This is a genomic window from Pseudomonas sp. NLJ1 (genome assembly GCF_049486705.1).
Lineage (GTDB): Bacteria > Pseudomonadota > Gammaproteobacteria > Pseudomonadales > Pseudomonadaceae > Aquipseudomonas > Aquipseudomonas inefficax.
On the sequence record NZ_CP137735.1, the window covers coordinates 5,481,521 to 5,494,039 of the forward strand.

Annotated in this window: 7 protein-coding genes; 6 read left to right on the forward strand and 1 reads right to left on the reverse strand. The window is 65.5% G+C overall.

Annotation, left to right across the window (positions count from 1 at the left end):
• Positions 1–32 precede the first annotated feature (32 nt).
• From R9B85_RS24735 to R9B85_RS24760, 6 genes are read left to right on the forward strand one after another with little or no spacing between them, the layout of a single operon-like run.
• Positions 33–1,988: a DUF1302 domain-containing protein gene (locus R9B85_RS24735; protein WP_423770673.1), complete on the forward strand. Its 1,956-nt coding sequence runs from the start codon at positions 33–35 to the stop codon at positions 1,986–1,988.
• A 38-nt stretch (positions 1,989–2,026) separates the two neighbouring features.
• On the forward strand, positions 2,027–3,385 hold the full coding sequence (locus R9B85_RS24740; protein ID WP_112253950.1) for a DUF1329 domain-containing protein: 1,359 nt from the start codon (positions 2,027–2,029) through the stop codon (positions 3,383–3,385).
• A gap of 21 nt (positions 3,386–3,406) precedes the next feature.
• Positions 3,407–4,402, forward strand: coding sequence for a WD40/YVTN/BNR-like repeat-containing protein (locus tag R9B85_RS24745; protein ID WP_423770674.1), 996 nt, complete (start codon positions 3,407–3,409; stop codon positions 4,400–4,402).
• A 15-nt stretch (positions 4,403–4,417) separates the two neighbouring features.
• Complete coding sequence (locus R9B85_RS24750; RefSeq protein WP_423770675.1) at positions 4,418–6,982, forward strand: efflux RND transporter permease subunit; 2,565 nt, start codon at positions 4,418–4,420, stop codon at positions 6,980–6,982.
• On the forward strand, positions 6,975–8,753 hold the full coding sequence (locus R9B85_RS24755) for an acyl-CoA dehydrogenase C-terminal domain-containing protein (protein ID WP_423770676.1): 1,779 nt from the start codon (positions 6,975–6,977) through the stop codon (positions 8,751–8,753). Before R9B85_RS24750 ends, R9B85_RS24755 begins: the two co-directional genes overlap by 8 nt.
• A gap of 11 nt (positions 8,754–8,764) precedes the next feature.
• The gene (locus tag R9B85_RS24760) at positions 8,765–10,405 is read left to right on the forward strand and encodes a fatty acid--CoA ligase (protein ID WP_423770677.1); all 1,641 of its coding nucleotides are present in this window, start codon (positions 8,765–8,767) and stop codon (positions 10,403–10,405) included.
• Between the two features lie 1,122 nt (positions 10,406–11,527).
• On the opposite strand, the gene galE is transcribed toward R9B85_RS24760, so the two are convergent.
• The gene (galE, locus tag R9B85_RS24765; protein WP_252378549.1) at positions 11,528–12,502 is read right to left on the reverse strand and encodes a UDP-glucose 4-epimerase GalE; all 975 of its coding nucleotides are present in this window, start codon (positions 12,500–12,502) and stop codon (positions 11,528–11,530) included.
• Positions 12,503–12,519 lie beyond the last annotated feature (17 nt).

Genomic DNA, 12,519 nt, shown 5'->3' on the forward strand with positions numbered 1-12,519 from the left:
AAAAAACAATAACAATACGTGGAGCCATCGTAATGCCAGAACACCGCATTCACCGTGCTGTGAAACCACAGCGCTGCCTGCTCGCCTGCGCCATCGGCCTGCTCACGCTGCCCGCCGCTCAGGCGTTCGAAGTCGATACCGGTAATGAAAACTGGGCCGTGCGCTTCGACAACACCGTCAAGTACAACTACGGCGTACGCACCGAAAGTGCCGACAAACGCATGCTCGGCACGCCCAACAGCAACGACGGTGACTACAACTTCCGCAAGGCCGGCACCAACATCACCAACCGGGTCGACCTGCTGTCCGAACTGGATGTGGTCTACCAAGGCAACACCGGGTTCCGCGTCAGTACCGCCAGCTGGTACGACAAGGCCTATGACAACACCGGTTCCAACAGCAACCCGTTCGTCAACGGCAACGGCGACCAATCCGGCATCAACCCCAGCCTCAATGGCCTGCCTGGCACCGGTGTGCCGCTGGGCAGCCCGCACCTGAGTAACTACGCCCAGCGCTACTACAGCGGCCCGTCCGGTGAAGTGCTGGATGCCTTCGTGTTCTTCAGCCGTGAAGTCGGCGAGGCCTCGCAGGTCAGCGCCAAACTTGGCCAGCACAACCTGTTCTGGGGTGAAACCCTGCTCAACCCGGTGCATTCGCTGAGCTACGGCCAGTCGGGCCTCGACCTGGCCAAGCTGGCCGCCTCGCCGGGCACCGAGGCCAAGGAACTGTTCGTGCCGCGCAACCAACTGTCGACCTCCTTCCTGGTCAACTCGGAACTGACCCTGGGCGCCCAATACTTCTTCGACTGGGACGCCGCCCGCCTGCCCGAAGCCGGAACCTACTATGGTGGCTCGGACGTGGTAGGCGAGGGCGCCCAAAGCTTCCTGCTCGGCCACACCGGCGCCCCAGGGCTGATCCCTGTGCGCGGCGCGCTGACCACCATCCGCCGTGGTCATGACCTGAACCCGGGCAAGAGCGGCGACTGGGGCATCATGGCCAAGTGGTCGCCCGAGTGGCTGGGTGGCACCCTCGGCTTCTACTACCGCAAGACTTCCGAGATCCTCCCGCAAGCCTGGCTCGACGCGCGCGGCATGACCGTCGCCAACGGCCTGTTCGGCAACCCGCCGGGCAGCCGTCAAGGCGCAGTCGGCAACCTGTACAACTCGCTGCAAAGCACTACCTACCAGTTCGCCTATTCCGACGACATCGACATCTATGGCCTGAGCCTGTCCAAGGATGTGGGCGGGATCAGTGTCGGCAGCGACCTGAACATCCGCCACAACATGCCGCTGGCGAGTATCCCGGCCATCGTCAGTGCACCCGGCCAGGGTGGCCTGGGCGGCGGCTTCGGCCTGCTGCCGACACGCCTGCCCAGCAGCGGCGTGATCTACGACGTGCCCAAGGATGGCGACAGCCTGAGCGCCACCGGCGACACCCTGCACTGGACCTTGAACGGCCTGATGACCATTGGCGATACGCCGCTGTTCGATTCGGCAACCCTGCTTGGCGAGCTGTTCTACAGCAACCTGCTCAAGCTCGATGGCCACAACGAGGCCTTGTACAAGGGCAAGAGCAGCTACCGCGGCATCGACAAGGCCACCCGCGACAACTGGGGCATCGCCGTCAACTTCACCCCTACCTGGTACCAGGTGCTGCCCGGCATGGACCTGAGCATGCCGCTGTCGGTCAACGTCGGCCTCGACGGCGTGTCGCCGGTGCAGGGCGGTGGCGCCGAGAACACCGGCAACTATGCGGTAGGCGTGAGCGCCGCGATCTACAACCAGTACTTCGTCGACCTCAAGTACGTCGACAGTTTCGGTGAGACCAAGGCCTGCAAGAACGGCCAGACCGACGGCAGCACCCCCAACGCCCTGGACGGCGAACAGGATTACACCTGCTACGGCGGCGGCTACGCCTCCTTCTCCGGCGGTGGTGCCACCACCGAGGACCGTGGCGCCCTGTACCTGACCGTCAAGACGACCTTCTGAATCATGTTTCCTACAGCCTACACAGGAAGACAACCATCATGAATTTCGTACGTACCCTGCTGGCCTCGTGCCTGTCACTGGCCGCCCTGAACGCTGCCCAGGCCGCCGTTTCCACTGACCAGGCCGCGCGCCTGGGCTCCAGCCTGACCGCGATCGGTGCGGAAAAGGCCGGCAATGCCGATGGCTCGATCCCGGCCTACCAGGGCGGCCTGCTGACGCCGCCAGCCAGCTACCAGAGCGGCGCCAGCATGCGCCCCGACCCGTTCGCCAGCGACAAGCCGTTGCTGGTCATCGATGGCAAGAACGCCGAGCAGTACAAAAGCCAACTGACCGCCACCACCCTGGAACTGCTCAAGCGCTACCCCAGCTACCGCGTCGATGTGTACCCGACCCACCGTAGCGTGGCGCTGCCGCAAGCGGTACTCGACAACACCCGCAAGAACGCCACTGCGGCCAACAGCAAGGAGGGTGGTACCGCGGTGGACAATGTGCTGCCGGGCATCCCGTTCCCCATTCCGCAGAACGGCGCCGAGGCCATGTGGAACTTCCTGCTGCGCTACCAGGGCGTGAGCATGACTGCCAAGTACGACTCGTGGAACGTCGACGCCGCTGGCAAGCCATCGCTGTCGACCACCGGCCAGGCCAATATCAGCTACCCGATCTACGAGGACATGGCCAAGCCGATCGGTGCCAAGGACACCTACTACCAGATGAAACTGGTGTACACCGGCCCCGCACGCCGTGCCGGCGAAGCGATGATGCTGCGCGATGCCGCCAACCCGCTGGTGCAGCCACGCAGCGCCTGGCAGTACCTGCCGGGCCAGCGCCGGGTCAAGCTGGCACCGAACCTGGCCTACGACACGCCCAACCCGGGCACCTCGGGTTCGGGTACCTACGATGACGTGTTCGTCTTCAACGGTGCGCTGGACCGCTACGACTGGACCCTGGTCGGCAAGCAGGAAATGTACGTGCCGTACAACACCTATCAGCTGACCTACAACACCGACGTCAAGCAGGTGATCACCCCCAACCACCTGGCGCCGCAGTTCGTGCGCTGGGAGAAGCACCGGGTCTGGGTGGTGGAAGGCAAGCTCAAGGACGGTGCGCGCCATATCTACCACAAGCGCCGCTTCTACCTCGACGAAGACAGCTGGATCGCCCTGGCTTCGGACCAGTACGACGCCCGTGGCCAGTTGTACCGCGGCTCGTTCGCCTTCCTCACCCAGAGCTACGACAAACAGACCCCCGACGCCACGCCTTTCATGATCTACGACCTGATCGGCGGCACCTACAACCTCAATGGCGTAGTGGGTGCCTACGGCGGCATCCGCTACATCGATCCGCTGTCAAAAACCCAATGGTCGCCCGAGTCGCTGGCCGGCAACGGCATTCGCTGAACGCACGCAGCAGAGGTGGCAATGTCTGTCTTCAAACGATGCAGCGTGGTAGTTCTGGCCTTGGCCGCGCTGCAGGGCGCGGCCCAGGCGGCGCCCTTCACCGATGTGCTGGACCTGCCCGCCATGCCCAGCGCCCTGGTCGCCAGCAGCGCCTTGCGCGATGTAGCCCTGGCCGGGCAGCGCCTGGTCGCGGTGGGCCCGCGAGGGCACATCCTGTACTCCGACGACCACGGCGCGCACTGGCAGCAGGCCCAGGTGCCGGTCAGCGCCGACCTTAATGCCGTGAGCTTCGCCACGCCCGAGCTGGGCTGGGCGGTTGGCCACGATGGCGTGGTGCTGCACAGCCGCGATGGCGGCGAGCACTGGCAGAAGCAGCTGGATGGCCGGGCGCTGGCCGAACAACTGCCGGGCACGGGTAGCGACAATGCCTTGCTCGACGTGTGGTTCGGCGATGCCTGCAATGGCTATGCGGTCGGCGTGTTCAACCTGCTGTTGCGCACCGTTGATGGCGGCGAGCACTGGCAACCTTGGCTCGACCACAGCGATAACCCGCAAGGCCTGCACCTGACCAGCCTGGCCGCGGTGGGTGACGAGCTGTACATCACCGGCGAGCAAGGCCTGCTGCTGAAGCAGGACGGCGAGCGCTTCAGCCGTGTCGAGACACCCTACGCCGGCACACTGTTCGGTGCTGTCGGCAAGCCTGGCGGACTGCTGGTCTACGGCCTGCGTGGGCATGCCTACCGCAGCACCGATGGCGGCCGGCAGTGGCAACCGGTCAGCACTGGGGTGAACACCAGCCTCACCGCCGCCGGCGTCGACCGTGACGGCCAGCTGTGGCTGGCCAGCCAGGCCGGCGACCTGCTGCTGAGCCGGGATGATGGCGCCAGCTTCAGCCCGGTGCCGCAAAGCGCCCGTGGCCCGGTGACCGCGCTCGCCACCGATACCGGCAACGGCCTGGTACTGGTCGGCGAGCGGGGCGTGCGCAACCAGGCCGGCAACCCCACGCTGCACCCATAACAAGAGAAGACCCTGATGGCCGCTACCCGCCAAGACACCCTGCCGGTAATCCGCAACCTCGACGATTTCGACCCACGCTCGGGCAATGCCCTGGAGCGCCTGGTGTTCAACCATCGCCTGCCGTTCCTGCTGTGCATGCTGCTGGCGACCCTGGTGCTGGGCTACATGGCGCTGACCCGCCTGGAGCTGCGCCCCAGTTTCGACAAGATGCTGCCGCAGAGCCACCCCTACATCCAGAACTACCTGGAAAACCGCCCATCGCTGCGTGGCCTGGGCAACGCAGTGCGGGTGGTGGTGGAGAACACCCAGGGCGACATCTTCGACCCGGGCTACCTGCAGACCCTGCGCCACATCAACGACGAGCTGTTCCTCAGCCAGGGCGTGGACCGGGCCTGGGTGAAGTCGTTGTGGAGCCCGGCGGTGCGCTGGACCGAGGTGACCGAGGAAGGTTTCCAGGGCGGCCCGGTGATGCCCGACGGCTACCAGGGCGCTGCGGGCGACATCGAGCAACTGCGGCAGAACATCGAGCGCGCCAATATCGTCGGCAGCCTGGTGGCGCGTGATTTCAAGTCGAGCATGCTGGTCGTGCCGCTGCTCGACCAGGATTCGGCCACCGGCAGGGGCCTCGATTACCACGCCTTCTCGCAGAAGCTTGAACAACTGCGCAGCCAGTACCAGGCCAGCGGCCAGTACCGCATCCATGTGATCGGCTTCGCCAAGCTGATGGGCGACCTGATCGACGGGCTGATCCAGGTGATGGCGTTCTTCGCCCTGGCGGTGCTGACCAGCCTGCTGATCATCTACTGCTACACCCGTTGCGTGCGCAGCACCCTGCTGGTGGTGCTGTGTTCGCTGATTGCGGTGGTGTGGCAGCTGGGCATCGTCGCCTGGCTGGGCTACGCCATCGATCCGTATTCGATCCTGGTGCCGTTCCTGATCTTCGCCATTGGCGTGTCCCACGCTGCGCAGAAGATGAACGGCATCCTTCAGGACATTGGCCGTGGCACCCATCGCCAGGTAGCGGCGCGCTATACCTTCCGCCGCCTGTTCGTGGCCGGGGTGACCGCGTTGCTGGCCGATGCGGTGGGCTTTGCCGTGCTGATGCTGATCGACATCCCGGTGATCCAGGACCTTGCGATAACCGCCAGCATCGGTGTGGCGGTGCTGATTTTCACCTCGTTGCTGCTGATGCCGGTGGCGCTGTCGTATGTGGGTGTGGGCCGCAAGGCTGCCGAGCGGGCCCTGGAGATTGATGCTCGTTGGGGCCGCTCTGCGGCCCTTCGCGGGCATGCCCGCTCCCACAGGTATCGCGATAGACTTGAAGCTGACGCGGTCCCTGTGGGAGCGGGCATGCCCGCGAAGGGCCGCAGAGCGGCCCCAATCAACCCATGGAGCCTGCTCGACCGCTTCACCGAACGTAAATGGGCCAGCGCCGCACTGCTGGTGGCCCTGGCCCTGGGCGCCCTCGGCATCTGGGGCAGCCTGCAACTGAAAATCGGCGACCTCGACAGCGGTGCCCCCGAGCTGCGCGCCGACTCGCGCTACAACCTCGACAACGCCTACATCACCCAGCACTACGCGCTGTCCAGCGATACCTTCGCGGTAATGGTCAAGACCGCCCCGGAAGGCTGCCTGCAATACCAGACACTGGTCCTTGCCGACCGCCTGGCCTGGGAACTGCAGCAATTGCCAGGTGTGCAGACCACCGTGTCGCTGGCCAACGCAGTGCGCCAGATCACCGCCGGCACCTACGAAGGCAACCCGCGCCTGAACAGCCTGCAGCGCAACCAGGACGTGCTCAACTACGCTGCCCAGCAGGCCTCGGTCAATGCCCCCGAGCTGTTCAACAACGACTGCTCGCTGATGCCGGTAATCGCCTACCTCAAGGACCATCGCGCCGACACCCTGGCCCAGGTGGCCGCCGTGGCCGAGCGTTTTGCCCAGGCCAACAGCAGCGCCGAACAGCAGTTCCTGCTGGCCGCCGGCAGCGCCGGCATCGAGGCCGCCACCAACGTGGTGGTCCGCGAGGCCAACCACCGCATGCTGTTGCTGGTGTACCTGGCGGTCACGCTGTTCTGCCTGTTCACCTTCCGTAGCTGGCGCGCCACGCTGGTGGCGATCCTGCCGCTGATGCTCACCTCGGTACTGTGCGAGGCGCTGATGGTAGCCATGGGCATTGGCGTCAAGGTCGCCACCTTGCCGGTGATCGCCCTGGGCGTAGGCATTGGTGTGGACTACGCGCTGTACCTGCTCAGCGTGCAACTGCATTACCAGCGCGCCGGGCTGAGCCTGGCCCAGGCCTACCAGAAAGCCGTGGCCTTCACCGGCCGGGTGGTGGGGCTGGTCGGCATCACCCTGGCCGCCGGCGTGGTCGGCTGGGCCTGGTCGCCGATCAAGTTCCAGGCCGACATGGGCCTGCTGCTGACCTTCATGTTCCTGTGGAACATGCTCGGTGCGCTGGTGTTGATCCCCGCGTTGTCGCATTTCCTCCTGCGTGGCCAGGCCGCCCCGGTGCCTGCCGAGGCCCAGGCCACGTCGCTTCCGCAAACCCAAGAAACCGAGTGTTCGCCTCATGTCTGATTACCTTCCGCCACTGCGCGACATGGATTTTCTGTTCAACGAAGTGTTCGACATACCGGCCTGGTGGGCGCAAACGCCCGCCTTGGCCGAGCAGGTCGATGGCGATACTGCCCGGGCCGTGCTCGAACAGGCCGGCAGGCTGATCGCCCAGGTGGTCGCACCGCTCAACCGCAGTGGCGACGAGCAGGGTTGCCGCTGGGAGGCGGGCCGGGTACGCACCCCCGATGGTTTCGCCGATGCCTACCGGGCATTTGCCGCCGATGGCTGGGTGGGCGTCGCCGGTGCCCCGGAATATGGGGGCATGGGCATGCCGAAAGTGATCGGCGCCCAGCTCGAAGAAATGCTCAATGCCGCCAACCTGTCGTTCGGCCTGTACCCGATGCTGACGGCCGGGGCCTGCCTGGCGCTGCTCAACCATGCCAGCGAGCCGTTGAAGGCGCTGTACCTGCCGCCCATGTACCAAGGGCGCTGGGCCGGTTCGATGTGCCTGACCGAGCCGCACGCCGGCACTGACCTGGGCCTGATCCGCACCCGTGCCGAGCCAGGCGCCGATGGCCGTTACCGCATCACCGGTACCAAGATCTTCATCACAGGCGGTGAGCAGGACCTGACCGAGAACATCATCCACCTGGTGCTGGCGCGGCTGCCGGATGCGCCCGCCGGGCCCAAGGGCATCTCGCTGTTCCTGGTGCCCAAGGTACTGGTAGACGCCGATGGCATGCTGGGCGAGGCCAATGCGGTGAGTTGCGGGTCGATCGAACACAAGATGGGCATCAAGGCCTCGGCCACCTGCGTGATGAACTTCGACGGCGCCATCGGCTATCTGGTCGGCGAGCCGAACAAGGGCCTGGCGGCAATGTTCACCATGATGAACTACGAGCGCCTGGGCGTAGGTATCCAGGGCCTGGCCCTGGGCGAACGCTCCTATCAGGGCGCCATCGCCTATGCCCGTGACCGCCAGCAAGGCCGTGCGCCGACGGGCGCCGAAGCGCCGACGCAAAGTGCAGACCCTATCGTCGTCCACCCGGACGTGCGGCGCATGCTGCTGACCATGAAAGCGCTGAACGAAGGCGGGCGGGCCTTTTCTACCTACGTTGCGCTGCAACTCGACCTGGCCAGGTACAGCGAAGTACCGGCCGCACGCGCCCAGGCCGAGGCCAAGGTGGCGTTGCTCACACCGGTGGCCAAGGCCTTCCTCACCGACATGGGGCTGGAGACCACCGTGCACGGCCAACAGGTGCTGGGCGGCCATGGCTATATCCGCGAGTGGGGCCAGGAGCAATTGATCCGCGACTGCCGCATTACCCAGATCTACGAAGGTACCAACGGCATCCAGGCCCTCGACCTGGTGGGGCGCAAACTGTTTGGCGATGGCGGCCAGGCCTATCGCAGTGTGTCCGATGAAATTACTGCCTTTGCCGAGGCGTTGCCTGCAGCGAGCGCGGAGTTCGGCGCGCCGCTGCTGGCTGCCGTGCGCAACCTCGATGAGCTGACCGCCTGGTTGCTCGACCGGGCCCAGGGCAACCCGCGGGAGCTTGGTGCGGCGGCGGTGGAGTACCTGCAGGTGTTTGGCTACACCTTCTACGCCTACCTGTGGGCACGCATGGCCGTGGTATGCCAGTGTCATGCGGCCCCCGAGCCGTTCCACCTGAGCAAGCTGGGCACCGCGCGGTTCTACTTTGCCCGCCTGCTGCCACGTATTCATTCGCTGAGTGCCAGTGTGAAGGCCGGTAGCGACAGCCTGTATCTGCTCGAGGCTGGGCAACTGTGAAGGCCGCCGACATGATTACCACGCGCGTCATGCCCGCGGCCGAGCAGGCCTATGCCTATCCGTTGCTGATCAAGCGCCTGCTGCTGTCGGGCGTGCGCTACCAGCCCAACCAGGAAATCGTCTACGCCGACAAGCTGCGCTACACCTACACCACGCTGCTCGAACGCATCCAGCGGCTGGCCAACGTGCTGACCGCCGCCGGAGTCAAGCCTGGCGACACCGTGGCCTTGCTCGACTGGGACAGCCACCGGGCGCTGGAATGCTTTTTTGCCGTACCGATGCTGGGTGCGGTGCTGCACACGGTGAACGTACGGCTGTCCACCGAGCAGGTGCGCTACACCATGAACCATGCCGAGGACCGCCTGGTACTGGTTCATGACGATTTTTTGCCGTTGATGGCGCAATTGCGCGATGACTTGCCCACGGTCAAGGGGTTCATTCGCCTCGCCGAAGGTGGCCCGGCAACACAAGACGTCCCGTTGCTGGGTGAGTACGAAGCGCTGCTGGCGGCTGCCGAGCCGCAGTTCGACTTCGCCGATTTCGACGAGCACTCATTGGCCACGCTGTTCTACACCAGCGGCACCACCGGCAACCCGAAGGGCGTGTACTTCAGCCACCGGCAACTGGTGCTGCATACCTTGGTCGAGCAGGGCACCCTGGCTGCCTGCGGCGAGGTGCCGCTGTTGCGCAGCGGCGATGTGTACATGCCCATCACGCCGATGTTCCACGTACATGCCTGGGGCGTGCCCTACGTGGCCACGGCGCTGGGCATCAAGCAGGTCTACCCGGGGCGCTACGAGCCCAACCGCCTGGTGCGCCTGTACCGCGACGAAGGCGTGACGTTCTCCCATTGTGTGCCCACGGTGCTGCAGATGATGCTCGACAGCGAGGAAGGGCGCCGCGCCGACCTGACCGGCTGGAAGATGCTGCTGGGCGGCAGTGCGCTGACCCTGGGCCTGGCGCAGCGTGCCAGCGAGCGCGGCATCAGTGTGCATTGTGGCTACGGCATGTCGGAAAGCTGCCCGCTGCTCAGCATCACCCACTTGAGCGCCGACCTGCTGGCATTGCCCATGGCGCAACAGCTGCCGCTACGTATCGATGCCGGCGTGCCGATTGCCCTGGTGGACCTGCGCATTATCGACGCAGAAGGCAATGATGTGCCCCGTGATGGCGAAAGCCTGGGTGAAATCGTGGTGCGTGCGCCGTGGCTGACCCAGGGCTACCTGCATGAACCGGAGCAGGGTGCCGCGTTGTGGCTGGGAGGCTGGCTGCACACTGGCGACCTGGCCTGCATCGACCCTGTGGGTGTGGTGCGTATTCGCGACCGGATCAAGGATGTGATCAAGACCGGTGGCGAGTGGGTAAGCTCGGTGGCGCTGGAAAACCTGATCAGCCAGCACCCGGCTGTCGCATCGGTGGCGGTGATTGGCATCCCGGACGCGCAGTGGGGTGAGCAGCCGTTGGCCTTGGTCGTCTGTTGTGATGGCATGCAGTTCGACCAGGCGGGGTTGGCCGGGCACCTGCAGCCTTTTGTGGAAAGCGGGCACCTGAACAAATGGGCGATACCACGGCAGTTGCGTTGCGTGGAGGAGATCCCCAAGACCAGCGTTGGCAAGATCGACAAGAAGCGGATCCGCCAGGCATTTCTCTGAATGCTGGCCGGACTGGCTGGCACCGGCTGCGCCGGTATTCGCGGGCGCGCCCGCTCCCACAGGTATGGCACGTTCCTTCAACTGGTGGGGGCCCTGTGGGAGCGGGTTTACCCGCGAAGCAGGCGACGCGGTGGATGGCACCGGCTGTGCCGGTGTTCGCGGGTGAACCCGCTCCCACAGGTATGGCGCATTCCCTCAGCTGGTGGGGGCCCTGTGGGAGCGGGCATGCCCGCGAAGCAGGCGACGCGGTGGCTGGCACCGGCTGCGCCGGTGTTCGCGGGTGAACCCGCTCCCACAGGTATGGCGCATTCCTTCAACTGACGAGGGACTCTGTGGGAGCGGGCATGCCCGCGAAGCAGGCGACGCGGTGGCTGGCACCGGCTGCGCCGGTGTTCGCGGGTGAACCCGCTCCCACAGGTATGGCGCATTCCCTCAGCTGGTGGGGGCTCTGTGGGAGCGGGCATGCCCGCGAAGCAGGCGACGCGGTGGCTGGCACCGGCTGCGCCGGTGTTCGCGGGTGAACCCGCTCCCACAGGTATGGCGCATTCCTTCAACTGACGAGGGACTCTGTGGGAGCGGGCATGCCCGCGAAGCAGGCGACGCGGTGGCTGGCACCGGCTGCGCCGGTGTTCGCGGGTGAACCCGCTCCCACAGGTATGGCGCATTCCTTCATCTGACGAGGGACTCTGTGGGAGCGGGCATGCCCGCGAAGCAGGCGACGCGGTGGCTGGCACCGGCTGCGCCGGTGTTCGCGGGTGAACCCGCTCCCACAGGTATGGCGCATTCCTTCATCTGACGAGGGACTCTGTGGGAGCGGGCATGCCCGCGAAGCAGGCGACGCGGTGGTGGCACCGGCTGCGCCGGTGTTCGCGGGTGAACCCGCTCCCACAGGTATGGCGCATTCCTTCATCTGACGAGGGACTCTGTGGGAGCGGGCATGCCCGCGAAGCAGGCGACGCGGTGGCTGGCACCGGCTGCGCCGGTGTTCGCGGGCGCGCCCGCTCCCACAGGTATGGCGCATTCCTTCAGCTGACGAGGGACTCTGTGGGAGCGGGTTTACCCGCGAAACAGGCGATGCGGTGTTTGGTATCGGCTAGGCCGGTGTTACGCGGGCCCACAATCTCAGCTTTGGTGCTGAGCCCAAGGATACTGCAGCTCCCACTGCCACGCATGCCGCACAATCGGCTCCAGCGTGGCAAACTCCGGCCGCCAGCCCAGCACGTGCATGGCCCTGCCAGCATCCGCCACCAACCGGGGCGGGTCGCCGGGGCGGCGGGGGGCGTCGAGGGTGCGGATCTGCCGGCCAGTCACCGCGCGGGCCGTATCGATCACCTGCTGCACCGAAAAACCCCGCCCATTGCCCAGGTTGAACGCGGTTCGCTCGCCACCCGCCAGCAGGTAATCCACCGCCAGTGCATGGGCAACCGCCAGGTCGGCCACATGCACATAGTCGCGTATGCAGGTACCATCCGGCGTGTCGTAGTCGCGGCCAAATACCGTTACTGAATCACGCCGGCCCGAAGCGGCCTGCAGGATCAACGGGATCAGGTGGGTTTCCGGGTCATGACGCTCTCCCAGCTGGCCTTGCGGGTCCGCGCCCGCTGCGTTGAAGTAACGCAGGCATACCGACTTCAAGCCGTAGGCCCGATCGAAGTCCTCGAGAATCTGCTCGACCATCCATTTGCTCAGCCCATACGGGTTGATCGGCCCCTTGGCATGCGCTTCGTCGATCGGCACATACTGCGGGTTGCCGTAAACGGCTGCGCTGGACGAAAACACCAGGTGCCTGATACCGGCATTCACCATGGCCTGCAGGAGGGAAAGGGTGGCCGCGACATTGTTCTGGTAGTACTTGCCGGGCACGCTGACCGACTCGCCCACCTGGATGAACGAGGCAAAGTGGAACACGGCATCGAAACGGCAAACAGCAAACAGCACATCCAGGGCGGGCTCGTCTGCGATGTCCAGTTTCGCCCACTGCACACCGGGGCCGGGTGCGACCAGGTCCGCCACCACCACCTCATGGCCCGCACCGAGCAGGTGCTTGACCATGTGCGAGCCTATGTAGCCTGCGCCACCGACAACAAGAAACTTCATCCATGCCTCCTGGACTT

What these genes read in the sequence shown, in the direction of transcription:
- R9B85_RS24735 (WP_423770673.1), top strand. Translation starts at nt 33, where the DNA reads ATGCCAGAACACCGCATTCACCGTGCTGTGAAACCACAGCGCTGCCTG.
- R9B85_RS24740 (WP_112253950.1), top strand. Translation starts at nt 2,027, where the DNA reads ATGAATTTCGTACGTACCCTGCTGGCCTCGTGCCTGTCACTGGCCGCC.
- R9B85_RS24745 (WP_423770674.1), top strand. Translation starts at nt 3,407, where the DNA reads ATGTCTGTCTTCAAACGATGCAGCGTGGTAGTTCTGGCCTTGGCCGCG.
- R9B85_RS24750 (WP_423770675.1), top strand. Translation starts at nt 4,418, where the DNA reads ATGGCCGCTACCCGCCAAGACACCCTGCCGGTAATCCGCAACCTCGAC.
- R9B85_RS24755 (WP_423770676.1), top strand. Translation starts at nt 6,975, where the DNA reads ATGTCTGATTACCTTCCGCCACTGCGCGACATGGATTTTCTGTTCAAC.
- R9B85_RS24760 (WP_423770677.1), top strand. Translation starts at nt 8,765, where the DNA reads ATGATTACCACGCGCGTCATGCCCGCGGCCGAGCAGGCCTATGCCTAT.
- galE (WP_252378549.1), bottom strand. Translation starts at nt 12,502, where the DNA reads ATGAAGTTTCTTGTTGTCGGTGGCGCAGGCTACATAGGCTCGCACATG.